This window comes from Streptomyces sp. NPDC090106 (assembly GCF_044747265.1).
In the GTDB taxonomy this organism is placed as follows: Bacteria; Actinomycetota; Actinomycetes; order Streptomycetales; family Streptomycetaceae; genus Streptomyces.
On record NZ_JBIVDS010000004.1, the window covers coordinates 602,533 to 618,875 of the forward strand.

Sequence of the window (16,343 nt, forward strand, 5' to 3'; positions counted from 1 at the left end):
CGGACTTGCTGGACGTGCCGAACGTGGCGGACTCGCCGAACTCGCTTGTTCCGATGGTTCAACGATGACGCCGCCCGGTCGTCGCTGCCATGGCGCGACCCACCCGGTCCGGGGTGGGGCGGACCGCACCCCGTACGGGGGCGGGCCCCCGCCTCAGTGGGCCAGCCGCAGGCCGGCGGCCTCACGACGGGGCGCGGGGAAAGGCCGTACGGCGGTGGTGCCGGCCGAGGCGCCGAGGGCCCCGCGAGCACCGCGGCCTTCACCGCCTCCACCGCTTCCATCGTCTTCACCGCCTCCGGCGAAGACGAACAGCCGCAGCACCAGGAAGCGTCCGAGACCGGCGAGGCCGGAGGCGGCGAGGTAGACGGCCTGTTCGCACAGCGGTCCGGGCGCCGCCGCGACGGTGTGCAGCAGGAGCATCGCCGAGCAGGTCACCAGGTACGCGGCGGCCGCCGATCCCGTGGACTGGAGGTGGCGGCGCAGGCCCGCGCGGCGGCCCGTGCCGAAGGTGAACAGGGCGTGCAGTTCGGTGCAGAGCAGGGTCGAGACGACGGTGATCACGGCGTTCGCCGCGACCCAGGGCATCAGGCCGGCGAGCAGCGGGACCGCCGCGCTCGACAGGATGCCGATCCCGCCGCCGCACACCACGAACCGGACGAAGGAGGCGACCGGACCGACCTGCCGCTCCTGCGCGTGCTGGGTCTCCATGACGGTGTCCTTCCGGGCGGGATCGAGGTCGAGGCGGACAGTCGACCCCGGCCCGGATTCAGCGCGGCCTCAGTGGGACCTCAGCGCGGTTTCACGAGGTTTCACGGAGCTTCACGGCGGCTTCGGCGGCCCGGATCGTCCGACGTCGACGATCCCGTCCGGCGCCCCCGTCCGGCGATGGTGCGCCCACCCGGATCGGGGTGGTGCCCGCCCTACCCGGCGCCCTGGGCGAGGCCCCCCTACCCGGCGCCTCCGCGGTCCCCGGCCCCGGCCCCGGCCCCGTTCGGGTCCTGGCCCCGCAGCTCCTCGATGTACTCCAGCGCCAGCCCGGTCGTCCGGGTGAACCAGTCGGTGAGCACGGCGGTCTCGGCGGGGGAGTAGTCGGCGAACAGGGTGTGCAGCCGGGCGTAGTAGGGGCCGTAGAGGGCCTCGACGCGGGTGACCGCGGCGGGGACGGCGGCCACCCGGACCCGGCGGCGGTCCTTGGGGTCGGGGCGGCGGGTGATGAAGCCGCCGCGTTCCAGACGGTTGAGGATGCCGGTCATCGCACCCGTCGTGACATGGGCGTGCTCGGCGAGGTCGCCCGCGGTGAGCAGGTCCTCGCCGGCCTTCAGGACACAGCCGAAGCAGAGCAGGTCGGTGATGTTGAGGCCCAGCCGCTGGGCCATCTCCTGCTGGCCGAGCAGATGGGCCGCGATCAGCGCGTCCATCGCCTCCAGCGCCTGTGCCGGGGAGGCGGGGGGACGCGGCGTGGCATGCATCTTCTCAAATTACCTTAGCTTGTGAGAGATTAAGTGCCTGAACTTCTTACGATGTGAGAGATTCGAAGAGGGGGCAGGCGCATGAGCCAGTATGACGAGGGGCACACGGTCGCGGGCTGGACCGGAACCGCGATCGGCACGGCCGGTACGGCCCTGCTGGGAGCCGGGGTGTGTCTGGTGTCGGTGCCGCTGATCGCCGGAGGGCTCGTCGTGGTGGCCGCCGCTCTTCTCGTCACCTGGGTCCTGCACCTCGCCGGCTGGGGCAAGCCGCCGGGCGTCCGGCCGCGCGCCCAGTGGCCCATGGGCGCGCGCGACGCGGACGCGCGCGGCGGGCATCCGCGGTGCTGGAGCTGCCGGCTGGCGGGACGCGGCAGCCGGGCGACGGGTTCGGCGGTCGTGGTGTCGGGCGACGGGGAGGCGGAGCCGGCCCCGGTCCGCTGACCCCCTGTCCCCGGGCCCGGGGCGGGCTGTCGGTGGCAGCCCCTACGCTCAGGGGCGATGGCACGGACATGGAGGTGCACGGGGCTGCGCTGGTCGGCGGAGGGGCCCGTGCTGACGTGGGACGGGGGCCGGCGTTCCGCGCTGGGCCGGGGGAAGCGCGTGGCCTTCGGGGTCGCGGGCGAGGCGGTGCGGACCTGTGTGGGCGCGCGGGGGAACGCCTGCCCGGTGCGCGCGGCCGTGCCGGGGCGGAGCATCGGGGCTCGCTGCGAGGAGTGCGCGCGGCTGGACCGGGCGCACTCGGTCGCCGCCGACACGATCGCGGACGACCCGCGCCCGTACCGCGTCTATCTGGCCTGGTTCGGGCCCGGCATGCTCAAGGTCGGCATCACCGCGCAGGAGCGGGGGCCGGCGCGGCTGCTGGAACAGGGCGCCGTCTGCTTCACCTGGCTCGGCACGGGCCCGCTGATGGCCGCGCGGCGCACGGAGGAGCTGCTCCGGGCCGCCCTCGGCGTACCGGACCGGATCCCGTACGCCGACAAGCGCGCGGTACGGTCCGCGCTGCCCGGCACCGAGGCCGAGCGCACCGCCGAGATCGCCGCGCTGCACGCCCGCGCCCTCGCGCTGCCCGCCTGGCCGGAGTCGCTGCGGCCCGCTCCGTTCCGACCCGTCGACCATGTGGGCGTGTTCGGCCTCGCGGAGGTGCCCGCCGCCATGGGCGCGGTGAGCCGACTCGTCCCGGGCGGCACGGTGGACGGTCTGCTGGCCGCGGCGGCCGGGCCCGATCTGCATCTGCGCCCCGACCCGGCATCGCCAGGTGCGGCGGGAGGCATCGTCGTGCTCGATACCCGGCTGCTGACGGGGTGGGATCTGGTGCCTCTCGGCGCGGGGGCGCAGGTGCAGGAACTTTCGGTGCCCGTGCGGGAGTTCAGGTACGAGACGGTGGTGCAGGACGGTCTGTTCTGACAGACCTCCCAGGGGTTCCCTGAGAGGTCCCTGTGAGTTTCTCAGGGAATTCACAGGTTCCAGAAAGCGTGTTCTCAGAGGATCCAGACAGTGTGTCCACCATGACCACGACCTCGCCCCAGGGGCGCACCGAACTGCTGAGGCCGGACGGGAGCCCCGTCCGAGTGCTTGTGGTGGACGACGAGCTGTCGATCACCGAACTGCTGTCCATGGCCCTGCGCTACGAGGGATGGCAGATCCGGAGTGCGGGAGACGGCACCGGTGCCATCCAGACCGCACGGGAGTTCCGGCCCGACGCCGTCGTTCTCGACATGATGCTGCCGGACATGGACGGGCTGACCGTCCTCGGCCGTCTCCGCCGTGAGCTGCCGGACGTTCCCGTCCTCTTCCTCACGGCGAAGGACGCCGTCGAGGACCGGATCGCCGGCCTGACCGCCGGTGGCGACGACTACGTCACCAAGCCGTTCAGCCTCGAAGAGGTCGTGGCGCGGCTGCGGGGCCTGATCCGCCGTTCCGGCGCGGCCGACCGGCGCTCCGACTCCGTGCTGGTCGTCGGTGACCTCACCCTCGACGAGGACAGCCACGAGGTCTCGCGGGCCGGGGAGGGCATCCACCTCACCGCCACCGAGTTCGAACTCCTGCGCTTCCTGATGCGTAATCCCCGGCGTGTCCTCTCCAAAGCGCAGATCCTCGACCGCGTCTGGTCGTACGACTTCGGCGGCCAGGCCAATGTCGTCGAGCTCTACATCTCCTACCTGCGGCGCAAGATCGACGCGGGACGTGAGCCGATGATCCACACCCGGCGCGGCGCCGGCTACCTGATCAAGCCCGCGGCCTCATGAGCGGGCGACGACGGCCGCGTCCGCAGAAGAAGCGACTGGGCAAGCCGCGCACCCTGCGGACCCGGCTCGTCGTCGCATCCGTGGCACTGATCGCCGTGGTGTGCGCGGTGATCGGCACCGTGACCACGCTGGCGCTGCGCTCGCATCTGTACGAGCAGCTCGACGGCAAGCTCGGCGAGGTCGCCGCGCGTGCGGCGGGCAAGCCGCCCGGCGACGGGGACAAGGGCGGGACGAGCACCCTCCCGCGCACCGTCCAGGCGTTCACCCTCGACGACTTCGTCACCAACGGCCCGGTGCCCGAGGCCACGGTCATCGCGCAGGTCGAGAACAACTCCATCACCGACGCCAAGATCGGTGAGGAGGACGAGAACAGCACCGACTTCAACCGGATGCAGGCCAACGACCTCAGCGAAGCCGCGAAGGTCGCGCTCAACTCCGTCTCCCAGGACGAGAAGGAGCACACGGTCGAGCTTCCCGGCCTCGGTGAGTACCGGGTGGTGTTCAAGTCCTCGCAGAGCAGCGGCAAGAGCTACTACGTCGCCATCCCGACCTCCGACGTCACCAACACCCTCAGCACCCTCATCGCCGTGGAGGCCAGCGTCACCGCCGCCGCCCTCGTGGCCGCGGGCATCGCCGGCATGGTGATCGTCGGGGTGGCCACCCGGCCGCTGCGGCGCGTCGCCGTCACCGCGACCCGGGTCTCCGAACTCCCCCTGCACACCGGCGAGGTGCACCTCAGCGAGCGGGTCCCCGAGTCGGAGTGCGATCCGCACACCGAGGTCGGCCAGGTCGGCGCGTCCCTCAACCGGATGCTGGACCACGTCCACGGCGCCCTGCACGCCCGCCAGCAGAGCGAGATGCGGGTACGGCAGTTCGTCGCCGACGCCAGTCACGAACTGCGCACCCCCCTCGCCTCCATCCGCGGGTACGCCGAGCTGACCCGGCGCGGCAGAGAGCAGATCGGGCCCGACACCCGGCACGCGCTCGGCCGCATCGAGTCCGAGGCGGGCCGGATGACGCTGCTGGTCGAGGACCTGCTGCTGCTCGCACGGCTCGACGCGGGGCGGCCTCTCCAGTTCGAGCAGACCGACCTCATACCGCTCGTCGTCGACACCATCAGCGACTCCCGCGCGGCCGGCATGGACCACCAGTGGCGGCTCGACCTGCCCGACGAACCGGCGGTCGTGTCCGCGGACGCGGCCCGTATCCAGCAGGTGCTGGTCAACCTCCTGGGCAACGCGCGCAAGCACACGCCCGAGGGCACCACCATCACCGCCCGTATCCAGCGGCGCGGCCCCTGGATGTGCGTGGACGTCGAGGACAACGGGCAGGGCATACCGCCGGATTTGCTGCCGCATGTGTTCGAGAGGTTCGCGCGCGGCGACTCGGCGCGCTCGCGCACCACCGGGTCGACCGGGCTCGGCCTCGCCATCGTGCAGGCCGTGGCGACGGCGCACGGGGGCGCGGTGACCGTGGACAGCGTTCCCGGACGCACGGTGTTCACCGTGTATCTGCCGGCGCTTGCCCCGGCGTTGCCCCAGCCGGCTCCCGAAACGAATTGGCAATCGCACTCACAGGCACACCACAGTGCCAGCACATGGGTGCAACAGGGCGCTTGACCAGAGTCGTTGTCATGCGAACCGACTCTTCTCCCGGCACTCTGCCGGCGCGGGAGCACCTCCCGGCCACAGACGCCGGTACGCCTGTGCTGGACGTAGTGATCCCCGTCTACAACGAGGAGAAGGACCTCCAGCCGTGTGTGCTGAGACTGCACGAGCACCTCAGGCGCACGTTCCCGTACGCGTTCCGCATCACCATCGCGGACAACGCCTCGACGGACACCACCCCCCAGGTGGCGGCACGGCTGGAGGCGGAGATCGCCGAGGTCTCCCACTTCCGGCTGGAGCAGAAGGGCCGCGGGCGCGCCCTGCGCACCGTGTGGACCGCGTCGGACGCGCCGATCCTGGCGTACATGGACGTGGACCTGTCCACCGACCTCAACGCCCTGCTGCCGCTGGTCGCCCCGCTCATCTCGGGCCACTCCGATCTGGCGATCGGCTCCCGGCTCGCCCGCTCCTCGCGGGTCGTGCGCGGCCCCAAGCGGGAGTTCATCAGCCGCTCCTACAACCTGATCCTGCGCGGCTCGCTCCAGGCCCGCTTCTCGGACGCCCAGTGCGGCTTCAAGGCGATCCGGCGTGACGTCGCCCAGGCGCTGCTGCCGATGGTCGAGGACACCGGCTGGTTCTTCGACACCGAGATGCTGGTCATCGCCGAGCGCGCGGGCCTGCGCATCCACGAGGTCCCCGTCGACTGGGTCGACGACCCCGACTCCACGGTCCACATCGTCAGGACGGCGACCGAGGACCTGAAGGGCGTGTGGCGGGTGGGCCGGGCCCTGGCCACCGGCTCGCTGCCGCTGGACCGCGTCGCGCGGCCCTTCGGCGACGATCCGCGCGACCGCGAGATCCAGGACGTACCGAAGGGGCTGGCCCGCCAGCTCGTCGGGTTCTGCGTGGTCGGCGGTCTGTCGACCCTGTTCTATCTGCTCCTCTACAGCGGCTTCCGCACCTTCTCCGGCTCCCAGGTCGCCAACGCGCTCGCGCTGCTGGTCTCGGCGGTCGCCAACACGGCCGCCAACCGGCGTCTGACGTTCGGCGTGCGGGGGCGCGGCGGTGCCGTCAAGCACCAGGCGCAGGGGCTCGTCGTCTTCGGCATCGGCCTCGCGCTGACGAGCGGCTCGCTGGCCGCGCTGAACGCGGCGACCACCGAGCCCGCGCACTCCACGGAACTGGCGGTGCTGATCGCCGCCAACCTCGCGGCGACGGTGCTGCGGTTCCTGCTCTTCCGGGCCTGGGTCTTCCCCGACCGCGGTGAGTCGACGGTCGTGGCCCGTCACACGCCCTCCTCGCCCGCCCACGGCACGCAGGCGCCGTACCCGCCGCTGCCGCAGCGCCCGACGGCGGACCAGCACGTGGCCCCGCACCCGGACCGGTTCGCGAGCCAGGCCCCGTACCCGGCTTCGACGCCGGCCCCCTACGCGTACGACACCACCCAGTTCCGCGCCGGTGAAGCCGCGGACCGCGCCTGGGGCGACCCCACCCTGCACCTGCAGCCGGTGCGCCCGACCGACGCCGACCCGAGGGACTCCCGATGACCACCCACACCGATGAGACGAGCACGCGGGCCTGGGGGCCGCCGGAGGCCGAGGCCCCGGTGATCCCCGCGGCGCCCGAGGGCGGTGAGCCCCGTCAGCCGTTCGTGCGCAGACTGTGGCGCGGCCGGCCCGAGGACCCGCGCTGGGTGCGCCCGGCCTTCTGGGGCCTGCTCCTGGCCACCGCGGTCCTGTACTTCGCCAACCTCACCTCCTCCGGCTACGCCAACTCCTTCTACTCGGCGGCGGTCCAGGCCGGCAGCCAGTCCTGGAAGGCGTTCTTCTTCGGCTCGCTGGACGCGGCCAACGCGATCACCGTCGACAAGCCGCCGGCCTCCCTGTGGCCGATGGAGCTGTCGGTCCGGGTCTTCGGGCTCAACTCCTTCGCGATCCTGATGCCCGAGGTCCTCATGGGCATCGGCACGGTCGCCGTCGTCTACGCGTCGGTGCGCCGGCGCTTCAGCCCCGCGTCCGGCCTGATCGCGGGCGCCGTGCTCGCGCTCACCCCCGTCGCGGCGCTGATGTTCCGGTTCAACAACCCGGACGCGATGCTGGCCCTGCTGATGGCCGTGGCCTGCTACTTCGTCGTGCGGGCGCTGGAGGACGGCCGGACCAAGTGGCTGGTGTGGGCCGGTGTCGCCATCGGCTTCGCCTTCCTCGCCAAGACGCTCCAGGCCTTCCTGATCCTGCCCGCGCTCGCCGCCGTGTACGGCGTGTGCGCCCCGGTCACCGTCAGGAAGCGGATCGGTCAGCTCGCGGCGGGGCTCGCGGCGATCGTCGTCTCCGGCGGCTGGTGGGTCGCGATCGTCGAGCTGTGGCCGGCGTCCTCGCGCCCCTACATCGGCGGCTCGCAGAACAACTCCTTCCTTGAACTGACCTTCGGCTACAACGGTCTCGGCCGGCTCAACGGCGAGGAGACCGGCAGCGTCGGCGGCGGTGGCGGTGGCACGGGCACCGGCCAGTGGGGCGAGACCGGCTGGGACCGGATGTTCAACTCCGAGATCGGCGGCCAGATCTCCTGGCTGCTGCCCGCGGCCCTGATCCTGCTGGTCGCCGGTCTGGTGGCCACGCGCAAGCTCAAGCGGACGTCCGTGACCCGCGGTTCGCTGCTGGTGTGGGGCGGCTCGCTGCTCATCACCATGATCGTGTTCAGCTACATGGCGGGCATCTTCCACCAGTACTACACGGTCGCCCTCGCTCCCTACCTGGCCGCCGTCATCGGCATGGGCGCCGGCCAGCTGTGGGAGAAGCGCTCCGAGCTGTGGGCGTCGATCACCCTCGCGGCGGCCGTCGTGGCCAGCGCCGCGTGGGGGTACGTGCTGCTCAACCGCACCTCCGACTATCTGCCCTGGCTGAAGTGGCTGGTCCTGGTCGGCGGTCTGGTCGCCGCGCTCGGCCTGATCTTCGCGGGCCGCGTCAACCGGCAGCTCGCCCTCGCGGCGGCCTCCCTGGGCCTCGCGGCCTCGCTGGCCGGTCCGACGGCGTACACCATCAGCACCCTCCAGGAGGGCCACACCGGGTCCATCGTGACGGCCGGTCCGTCCGGCGCCAGCATGATGGGCGGCGGCGGTGGCTTCGGCGGTGGCGGCGGTGGCGGTGGCATGCCGGGTGGCGGCGGCCAGGGCCAGCAGAACGGCAACGGCTTCCCCGGCGGCGGCAACGGCGGCGGGACCGGCGGTACCGGCGGCTTCGGCGGCGGTATGCCGGGCCAGAACGGCAACTCGCAGGGCGGGAACTCCCAGGGCGGCAACGGCTCTTCGCAGAACCAGCAGGGCCAGAACCAGCAGGGCCAGAACCAGATGGGCGGCATGGGCGAGGGCGGCGGCATGGGCGGCGGCGGTGGCGCCGGCGGCCTGCTGAACGGCGCGACCGTCTCCGACGAGGCCAAGAAGCTCCTGGAGACCGACTCGGATCAGTACACCTGGGTCGCGGCGGCCATCGGCGCGCAGAACGCGGCGAGCTACCAGCTCTCCACCGGTGACCCGGTCATGGCGATCGGCGGCTTCAACGGCACCGACCCGTCTCCGACGCTGGCGCAGTTCAAGCAGTACGTCGAGGACGGAAAGATCCACTACTTCATCTCCTCCGGCTCCGGCGGCGGCATGGGCGGAAGCAGCAGCAGCGGCACGTCCTCGCAGATCACCGAGTGGGTCGAGGCGAACTTCAAGCAGGTGACGGTGGGTTCGTCCACGTTCTATGACCTCACGCAGAAGGCGAGCGACTGAGGCAGCGGCAGGGGGGTGAGGGGCGGTGGCCAGGACGGCCGCCGCCCCTCACCCCTTTCTCCGCAGGCGGCCGTTGTACGCCGTACAACGACTGTTCTACGGTGTACAGCATGTCTCACCCCCAGCGCTGGCTGATCCTCGGCGTCATCTGTCTGGCCCAGCTCACGGTCCTGCTCGACAACACGATCCTGAACGTGGCCATCCCGACCCTGAGGTCCGAACTGGGCGCCGCCACCGCCGACGTCCAGTGGATGATCAACGCGTACTCGCTCGTGCAGTCCGGTCTGCTGCTCACCGCGGGAAGCGCCGCCGACCGCTACGGCCGCAAGAAGATGCTGCTGACGGGTCTGGCCCTTTTCGGCATCGGCTCGCTGGCGGCCGGACTGGCCGACAGCACGGGCCAGTTGATCGCGGCGCGGGCCGGCATGGGCGTCGGCGGCGCGCTGCTGCTCACCACCACCCTCGCGGTCGCGATGCAGATCTTCGCCCCGGAGGAGCAGCCGAAGGCGATCGGGATCTGGAGCGCGGTCAACGCGCTCGGCTTCGCCTGCGGGCCGCTGATCGGCGGGTTCATGCTGGACCACTTCCGGTGGGGCGCGATCTTCCTGATCAACCTGCCGGTCGTGGCGCTCGGCCTGGCCGCCGTGGTGGCGCTCGTCCCCGAGTCGAAGGCCCCCGAGGGCGACCGGCCCGACCTGCCCGGCGCGCTGCTGTCGACCGTCGGCATGGCGGCCCTGGTGTACGCGATCATCTCCGGCCCCCAGCACGGCTGGACGTCGGTGCGGGTGCTGGGGACGGCGGCGGTGTCGGCCGTGGTGCTGGCCGGGTTCGCGTACTGGGAGAGCCGCGTCGAACACCCCATGCTGGACCCGCACTTCTTCCGCGACCGCCGGTTCACGGGTGCCGTCACCGGGGCGGTCCTCATCACCTTCGGCATGGGCGGGGCGCTGTTCCTGCTGACCCAGCATCTGCAACTGGTCCTCGGGTACGGCCCGTTGGAGGCGGGACTGCGCACGGCGCCGCTCGCGCTGACGGTCGTCGCGCTCAACTTCACCGGACTGTCGGCGAAGTGGACGGCGCGACTGGGCACCCCGGCGTCGATCGCCCTGGGCATGGTGCTGATGGCGGCCGGCCTCGGCTCCATCGCGCTGCTCGACACCGGCGGCTACGGCGGCACGCTGACCGGCCTGGTGCTGATCGGGGTCGGGTGCGCGATCGCCAACCCGGCGATGGCCCACGCCATCATGAGCGCGATCCCGCCCGAGAAGGCGGGCGTCGGCGCCGGGATCAACGGCACGCTGGCCGAGTTCGGCAACGGGCTCGGGGTCGCGGTGCTCGGCGCGGTGCTGACGTCGCGCGCCGCCTCGCAGGGGCTGGCCTCGGGGCTGGACGCGGGCCAACTGGTGGGCGCGGTCGCCGTGCTGGCGGGCGGGTTCCTCGCGGCGGGGCTGCTGCGGCGGGCGGAGCGGGTGGCCGTCTGAGAGCGCGTCGTCCCATGTCCCCGCGAGCCCCTCTAAGCTGGTCCTGGTGTGGAAAGTCCTGGAAGGTGCGCCCATGGGTGAGGCAGCCGAGCGTCGGGCCCGGACCAGCGTGTGGCTGGAAGGAAAGGCGCGGCGCACCGGGCGGGGCGGCGGCCAGCCCTCCGGTCTGGACCTCGACCGGATCACGTCCGCGAGCGTGGGGCTGCTCGACGCGGAAGGGCTCGCCCGGTTCTCCATGCGGCGGCTCGCGGCCGAGCTGAACGTGACGGCGATGTCCGTGTACTGGTACGTCGACACCAAGGACGACCTGCTCGAACTCACCCTCGACACGGCCTACGGCGAGCTGCGGCTGCCCGACGCGGACGGCACGGACGAGGACTGGCGGGACCAGCTGCGCACGCTGGCCCGCCAGTACCGGTCCCTGCTGGTCCGGCACCCCTGGATCTCGCCGCTGGCCGGCACGTTCCTCAACATCGGCCCGAACGCGCTGGCCTTCTCCCGGCTGATCCACCAGGTCGTCCGCCGCACCGGGGTGCCGGCCCACGGCCAGCCCGGCGCCATCAACGCCGTCTTCCAGTTCGTCTACGGCTTCGGCACCGTCGAGGGCCACTTCATCGCCCGCTGCGCCGACGCCGGGATGAGCCAGGACGCCTACTTCCGCCATGCGATGGCCTCCGCGACCCGCTCCCCGCAGGCCGCCGAGTTCCTCCAGGAGTCCGCCGACATCCTCGAGGCCCGCGGCGGCGACACGGTCGAGGAGATGCGCGACCGCGACTTCGCCTTCGCCCTCGACCTCCTGGTCAAGGGCATCGAGGCGATGGCGCGCACCTGACGCCGAGGGCTGGGGCTACTGCCCCTCGACCAGCCGCGCCGGGAACCCGCCGGTGGCCACCGGGCCCCAGCGCTCCGGGGTGACCCGGACGATGGACTTGCCCTGCCGGACCATGGCCTCCCGGTACTCGGCCCAGTCCGGGTGCTCGCCGGAGATGTTGCGGAAGTACTCCACGAGCGGCTCCACGGACTCCGGGGAGTCGATGACCTCGGCGCTCCCGTCGATCTGGACCCAGGGCCCGTTCCACTCGTCGCTCAGGACGACGACGCTGACCCGCGCGTCCCGCTTGGCGTTGCGCGTCTTCGCCCGCTCGGGGTACGTGGACATCACGATCCGCCCCGAGTCGTCGACCCCACAGGTCAGCGGCGAGGCCTGGGGGCTCCCGTCGGCCCTCCTGGTGAGCAGCAGAGCGCGGTGCCGCGGCCGGACGAAGTCCAGCAACTCGTCGAGGGAGACGGAGGTGTTCGTCGCGATGTTCGGTGCCATGGCCCCAGCCTAGGTCGTGGCCCAGGTCGTGTCCGCGAAGTCCCGCCTGCCCCGCGGGCGGCAGCCGGCGGCGGACGCCGTCGAGGAGGCGGAGTCGGTCGGGTCGATCTCGGCGGGCGGGACCACAGGAGCGACGCCGTCGGACAGACCGCGACGTACGGCCTGTTCGGGCCGATCGGCCCGGCACCACCGGCACGTGGGTGAACGGCTAAAGTGCTGTTCGTCCTGTGCTCGCAGTCGGGAATGTGCTGCGGAGCTCTCCTGCGCACGGCCATGTGGCCGTGCATGCCGAAGAGGTTCGTGGTGGCTGCGTCCGAGTTCCCTGATTTGCCCCGTTTTCTTGCCGGCTTCGAGCTGGCGGAGGCCCTGACGGTGGCGGCTCGACAACTGCATGACACGGTCACCCCGCACAGCACCCTGCGCACGGCCGTCCAGCTCGCCGTGCATCTGCTGCCCGGCGCCGACCACGTCGGCATCTCCGTGATCGAACGCTCCCATCACCGCCGTACGGTGGCCTGGTCCGACGACGTCGTGCGGACAGCCGAGGAGAGCGGACCCCTGACCGAGGGGCAGGCGCCCTACTGGGCCGATCTGTGGACCGCGCCCGTGGTGCGGGTGGACGACAGCCGGACCGACACCGGCGGGCGGACGCTGTCCGTACTGGGACTGCGCTCGGCCCTGGCCCTGCGGCTGCGCGCCGACCGCAGCCGGTTGACCGTGCTCACCGCGTACTCCCGCAGGCCGCACGCCTTCGACGAGAGAGCCACCCGGGTGGGTCGTCTGTTCACCGCCCATGTCAGCATCGCCTTCGACTCGGCCACCGTGCGCGAGCAGTTGACCCAGGCCATGCACACCCGGGATCTGATCGGTCAGGCGACCGGCATCCTCATGGAGCGCATGGACATGGACGCCGCGGAGGCCTTCGAGTCCCTGGTGAAGGCCTCGCAGCGGGAGAACGTCAAACTCCGTGACCTGGCCCGCCGCGTGGTCGAGACGCGCTGAGGCCCTTGCGGCGGAGCTGCGCGGGCCGGATCAGACCGTGGGCAGCGTCTCGCCGCGGACCGCCTGGATGTCCAGTTCCACCTTCAGGGTCGTGCCGATGGCCGCGATGCCCGCCGCGACGACCTGGTTGTAGTTCATGGCGAAGTCCTCGCGGCGCAGGGAGGTCGTCGCGCGGAAGGCGGCGCGGGTGCCGCCCCAGGGGTCGGCGCCGGTGCCGAGGTAGGAGAGGTCGAGGTCGACGGGGCGCAGGACGCCGCGCAGGGAGAGCTCGCCGTGGACGGTCCAGCGGTCGGTGCCCGCGAGGGAGACGCCCGTGGAGCGGAAGGTGATCTCGGGGTGGTTCTCGACGTCGAGGAAGTCCCCGGACCGCAGATGGTCGTCCCGCATGCCGTTGCCGGTGTCGATCGACGCGGCCCGGATGACCGCCTCCACCCGCGACTTGGTGACGTCGTCCGGGGCGATCTCGATCGTGCCGGCGAACTCCGTGAACCGGCCGTGCACGCTGGAGATCCCCAGGTGCTGGGCGACCGCGCCCACGCTGGAGTGGACCGGGTCGATGGTCCACGGACCGGGCGGCGGCAGCTCGGTGCCGCCCTGCCGGGCCAGCGTGACCGTGCCGATCTCGGCCCGCCCGCTCGCCGTGACGATCGCGCTCGACGCGGCGGGCGCGTATCCGACGGCGGTCACGATCACCGTGTACGCGCCCGGCGCCAGCGGGTTCGGGTCGCGTACCGCGCCCTCGTCGTCGGCCTCGACGCGCAGCACCTGCGCGCCGGTCATGTCGGCCAGCGTGACGACCGCGTGCGACACGGCCCAGCCGTCCCGGGTGCGGATCTTCGCGCTCAGTGCCATGTCCCATTTCTCCTTACAGCGACAGAACGGCCCGCGGGACGCGCCTCCGGTCGGGAGGACGTGCCCCGCGGGCCGGGGTGGAACTACTCGCCGGGGTGCGCGAGTTCGATGTCGTGGCCGCCGGTTCCCCGGCCGGCCACGCTGAGGGCCGTCGCCACCGGCGGGTAGCCCGTGGCGATGACGGTGTACTCGCCCGCGTCCAGGTCGGTGAAGGCGTACGCCCCGTCCGCCCCGGTGGTCGCGGTGCCCACCACGTTGCCCGCCGCGTCCACGAGCGTGACGCGCGCGTCGGACAGCGGCCCGTGCGGTGCGCGGACGACGCCCTGGACCTCGGCGCCGGAGTCCAGGTCCACCTCGATCCGGGTGACCCCGGTCCCGCCGACCTCGACGGGCAGGGCGCGCGGCCGGTACCCGGCGGCGTTGACCGCGACGGTCACGGCCCCGGGGACCAGCTCGGCGAAGCCGAACTCGCCCTGCTCACCGGTGGTCCCGGTGGCCAGCAGATCACCGCGCACGTCCGTGACGATGACCATCGCGTCCTTGACGGGGAGCGCGCTCTCGGCCGCCCGGACGACACCGGTCAGCCCGCTCGTACCGCTGAGCAGGATGTCGAAGGCGACCGGCTCGCCGTTCACCACGACCGTGGAGGCCTGCGGCTGGAAGCCGTCGGCGGAGGCGATCAGGACGTACGAGCCCACGCTCGGCGCGTCCAGCGCGTACGAGCCGTCGGCCTGGGTCACCGACCGGCCCAGCTGCCGTCCCGCGAGGGAGATCAGCGTGACCGCGGCCTGCGGGACCGGCGCGGACTCGGCGCCGCGGACATGACCGCTGACCGGGATGCCGCCGCCGGAGGCGACCGTGGCCACACGGGTGACCTGGGCGATCGGTGCGGTCTCGGGCGTCTCGGCCCAGCTCGGGACCGGCACCGCCTGCTCGGCGGCGGGGGCCGCGGCCCCGGCCTCGGCGGGCGCCTGCTCCCCGTCCTCCGCGGACGCGGCCTGCGCCAGCGCACCCTTGGTCCGCAGCGGGACCTCCTTGATGAACAGCGTGATCAGGAAGGCGACGGCGGCGAGGCACGCGGCGATCAGGAACACGTCCGCGATGCCGTGGCCGTACGCGCTCTCCATGACCGTGCGCAGCGGCGCGGGCAGGGCGTCCATGTCCGGGATGCTGCTGGAGCCGTTCGAACCGGACGCGGCGGCGGCGTACTTGGGGCCGAGGGCGGCGATGCCGTCCGTGGCGTAGTCGGTGATCTTGGTGGCCATCACGGCGCCGAGCACCGAGACGCCCATCGCGCCGCCGAGGGACCGGAAGAAGGTGACCGTGGAGGACGCGGAGCCGAGGTCCTTGGGCTCGACCTGGTTCTGCGTGCACAGCACCAGGTTCTGCATCATCATGCCGATGCCGAGACCCAGCAGGGCCATGAAGATCGCGGTCTTCCAGTAGTCCGTGTCGTAGCGGATGGTGCCGAGCAGGCCGAGGCCCGCCGTGATGAGCACGCCACCGCTGACCAGCCACGCCTTCCAGCGGCCGGTGCGGGTGATGAACTGCCCGGAGACGGTGGAGGAGACGAACAGTCCGCCGATCATCGGGATGGTCAGCACACCGGACATGGTCGGCGACTCGTCGCGGGCCAGCTGGAAGTACTGGGCGAAGAACACCGTGCCGGAGAACATCGCCGTACCGACGAACATGGAGGCGATCGACGACAGGGTGATGGTCCGGTTGCGGAACAGCCGCAGCGGGATGAGCGGTTCGGCCGCCTTCGACTCGACGAGCACGAAGAGCAGGCCGAGCAGGATCGACCCGCCGACCATCGCGTACGTCTGCCAGGAGACCCAGTCGTACTTGTCACCGGCGAAGGTGACCCAGATCAGCAGCAGCGAGACGGCCGCGGCGACGAAGAACGCGCCCGCCCAGTCGACCTTCACGTCCCGCTTCACGACCGGCAGGTGCAGGGTCTTCTGGAGCACGATCAGCGCGATGACGGCGAAGGGGACGCCGACGTAGAAGCACCAGCGCCAGCCGAGCCACGAGGTGTCGGTGATGACACCGCCGAGCAGCGGGCCGCCGACGGTGGCGACGGCGAAGGTCGCGCCGAGGTAGCCGGAGTACCGGCCGCGCTCGCGCGGGGAGATCATCGCGGCCATCACGATCTGCGCGAGGGCGGACAGACCGCCGACGCCGATGCCCTGGACGACCCGGAAGGTGATGAGCATGCCCGCGTTCTGCGACAGACCGGCGGCGGCCGAGCCCAGGACGTAGATGACGAGAGCTATCTGGACGAGCGCCTTCTTGCTGTAGAGGTCCGCGAGCTTGCCCCACAGGGGCGTCGACGCGGTCATCGACAGGAGGGCGGCGGTGACGACCCAGGTGTAGGCGGACTGGCCGCCGCCGAGGTCGCCGATGATCTCCGGGAGGGCGTTCGAGACGATCGTGGACGACAGGATCGCCACGAACATCCCGAGCAGCAGCCCGGAGAGCGCCTCCATGATCTGACGGTGCGACATGGGGGCTTGCTCGGAGTGCGTGGCGCCTCCCCCGTGCTTGGCGTGGGCCCGCACACCGGCTGGTGTGGTCGTTGCCATGGGCTTCCTTC

At 72.0% G+C, this 16,343-nt stretch carries 14 protein-coding genes; 9 read left to right on the plus strand and 5 right to left on the minus strand.

The window, feature by feature from the left end; genetic code table 11:
- Positions 1–153: 153 nt before the first annotated feature.
- Positions 154–708, minus strand: a complete 555-nt coding sequence (locus ACIPSE_RS16510; RefSeq protein WP_401662905.1) for a hypothetical protein — start codon at positions 706–708, stop codon at positions 154–156.
- 239 nt (positions 709–947) lie between these two features.
- Positions 948–1,469 carry a MarR family transcriptional regulator gene (locus ACIPSE_RS16515; RefSeq protein WP_401662907.1) on the minus strand — a complete coding sequence of 174 codons (522 nt, stop codon included), beginning with the start codon at positions 1,467–1,469 and terminating at the stop codon, positions 948–950.
- Positions 1,470–1,550: 81 nt separating this feature from the next.
- Here ACIPSE_RS16515 and ACIPSE_RS16520 point away from each other — a divergent pair, with 81 nt between their 5' ends.
- From ACIPSE_RS16520 to ACIPSE_RS16555, 8 genes are all read left to right on the plus strand, one after another.
- On the plus strand, positions 1,551–1,910 hold the full coding sequence (locus tag ACIPSE_RS16520) for an HGxxPAAW family protein (protein WP_401662909.1): 360 nt from the start codon (positions 1,551–1,553) through the stop codon (positions 1,908–1,910).
- A gap of 57 nt (positions 1,911–1,967) precedes the next feature.
- Positions 1,968–2,873: a DUF2797 domain-containing protein gene (locus tag ACIPSE_RS16525; RefSeq protein WP_401662911.1), complete on the plus strand. Its 906-nt coding sequence runs from the start codon at positions 1,968–1,970 to the stop codon at positions 2,871–2,873.
- A 101-nt stretch (positions 2,874–2,974) separates the two neighbouring features.
- The gene (locus tag ACIPSE_RS16530) at positions 2,975–3,715 is read left to right on the plus strand and encodes a response regulator transcription factor (protein WP_026179246.1); all 741 of its coding nucleotides are present in this window, start codon (positions 2,975–2,977) and stop codon (positions 3,713–3,715) included.
- Positions 3,712–5,334 (plus strand): ATP-binding protein, encoded by a 1,623-nt coding sequence (locus ACIPSE_RS16535; protein ID WP_401662914.1) that lies wholly within the window; start codon positions 3,712–3,714, stop codon positions 5,332–5,334. The genes ACIPSE_RS16530 and ACIPSE_RS16535 overlap by 4 nt, the downstream gene beginning before the upstream one ends.
- 14 nt (positions 5,335–5,348) lie before the next feature.
- Positions 5,349–6,869: a glycosyltransferase gene (locus ACIPSE_RS16540; RefSeq protein WP_401662916.1), complete on the plus strand. Its 1,521-nt coding sequence runs from the start codon at positions 5,349–5,351 to the stop codon at positions 6,867–6,869.
- On the plus strand, positions 6,866–9,091 hold the full coding sequence (locus tag ACIPSE_RS16545) for an ArnT family glycosyltransferase (RefSeq protein WP_401662918.1): 2,226 nt from the start codon (positions 6,866–6,868) through the stop codon (positions 9,089–9,091). Before ACIPSE_RS16540 ends, ACIPSE_RS16545 begins: the two co-directional genes overlap by 4 nt.
- 110 nt (positions 9,092–9,201) lie before the next feature.
- The gene (locus ACIPSE_RS16550) at positions 9,202–10,572 is read left to right on the plus strand and encodes an MFS transporter (protein WP_401662920.1); all 1,371 of its coding nucleotides are present in this window, start codon (positions 9,202–9,204) and stop codon (positions 10,570–10,572) included.
- 73 nt (positions 10,573–10,645) lie between these two features.
- Positions 10,646–11,404, plus strand: a complete 759-nt coding sequence (locus ACIPSE_RS16555) for a TetR/AcrR family transcriptional regulator (protein ID WP_401662922.1) — start codon at positions 10,646–10,648, stop codon at positions 11,402–11,404.
- Positions 11,405–11,419: 15 nt separating this feature from the next.
- Here the strand turns inward: ACIPSE_RS16555 and ACIPSE_RS16560 are convergent, their stop codons facing one another.
- Complete coding sequence (locus ACIPSE_RS16560) at positions 11,420–11,890, minus strand: PPOX class F420-dependent oxidoreductase (protein ID WP_401662924.1); 471 nt, start codon at positions 11,888–11,890, stop codon at positions 11,420–11,422.
- Between the two features lie 285 nt (positions 11,891–12,175).
- Here ACIPSE_RS16560 and ACIPSE_RS16565 point away from each other — a divergent pair, with 285 nt between their 5' ends.
- Entirely contained in the window at positions 12,176–12,892 is a 717-nt protein-coding gene (locus ACIPSE_RS16565) for a GAF and ANTAR domain-containing protein (protein WP_401662926.1), read from the plus strand.
- 30 nt (positions 12,893–12,922) lie between these two features.
- Here ACIPSE_RS16565 and ACIPSE_RS16570 read toward each other — a convergent pair whose 3' ends face one another.
- Positions 12,923–13,744: a YceI family protein gene (locus ACIPSE_RS16570; protein ID WP_401662928.1), complete on the minus strand. Its 822-nt coding sequence runs from the start codon at positions 13,742–13,744 to the stop codon at positions 12,923–12,925.
- A gap of 83 nt (positions 13,745–13,827) precedes the next feature.
- Positions 13,828–16,332, minus strand: coding sequence for an MFS transporter (locus tag ACIPSE_RS16575; protein ID WP_401662930.1), 2,505 nt, complete (start codon positions 16,330–16,332; stop codon positions 13,828–13,830).
- Positions 16,333–16,343: the final 11 nt, after the last annotated feature.

Excerpts from the sequence above, each read along its gene's own strand:
- ACIPSE_RS16510 (WP_401662905.1), bottom strand. The coding sequence starts at position 708 with ATGGAGACCCAGCACGCGCAGGAGCGGCAGGTCGGTCCGGTCGCCTCC.
- ACIPSE_RS16515 (WP_401662907.1), bottom strand. The coding sequence starts at position 1,469 with ATGCATGCCACGCCGCGTCCCCCCGCCTCCCCGGCACAGGCGCTGGAG.
- ACIPSE_RS16520 (WP_401662909.1), top strand. The coding sequence starts at position 1,551 with ATGAGCCAGTATGACGAGGGGCACACGGTCGCGGGCTGGACCGGAACC.
- ACIPSE_RS16525 (WP_401662911.1), top strand. The coding sequence starts at position 1,968 with ATGGCACGGACATGGAGGTGCACGGGGCTGCGCTGGTCGGCGGAGGGG.
- ACIPSE_RS16530 (WP_026179246.1), top strand. The coding sequence starts at position 2,975 with ATGACCACGACCTCGCCCCAGGGGCGCACCGAACTGCTGAGGCCGGAC.
- ACIPSE_RS16535 (WP_401662914.1), top strand. The coding sequence starts at position 3,712 with ATGAGCGGGCGACGACGGCCGCGTCCGCAGAAGAAGCGACTGGGCAAG.
- ACIPSE_RS16540 (WP_401662916.1), top strand. The coding sequence starts at position 5,349 with ATGCGAACCGACTCTTCTCCCGGCACTCTGCCGGCGCGGGAGCACCTC.
- ACIPSE_RS16545 (WP_401662918.1), top strand. The coding sequence starts at position 6,866 with ATGACCACCCACACCGATGAGACGAGCACGCGGGCCTGGGGGCCGCCG.
- ACIPSE_RS16550 (WP_401662920.1), top strand. The coding sequence starts at position 9,202 with ATGTCTCACCCCCAGCGCTGGCTGATCCTCGGCGTCATCTGTCTGGCC.
- ACIPSE_RS16555 (WP_401662922.1), top strand. The coding sequence starts at position 10,646 with ATGGGTGAGGCAGCCGAGCGTCGGGCCCGGACCAGCGTGTGGCTGGAA.
- ACIPSE_RS16560 (WP_401662924.1), bottom strand. The coding sequence starts at position 11,890 with ATGGCACCGAACATCGCGACGAACACCTCCGTCTCCCTCGACGAGTTG.
- ACIPSE_RS16565 (WP_401662926.1), top strand. The coding sequence starts at position 12,176 with ATGCCGAAGAGGTTCGTGGTGGCTGCGTCCGAGTTCCCTGATTTGCCC.
- ACIPSE_RS16570 (WP_401662928.1), bottom strand. The coding sequence starts at position 13,744 with ATGGCACTGAGCGCGAAGATCCGCACCCGGGACGGCTGGGCCGTGTCG.
- ACIPSE_RS16575 (WP_401662930.1), bottom strand. The coding sequence starts at position 16,332 with ATGGCAACGACCACACCAGCCGGTGTGCGGGCCCACGCCAAGCACGGG.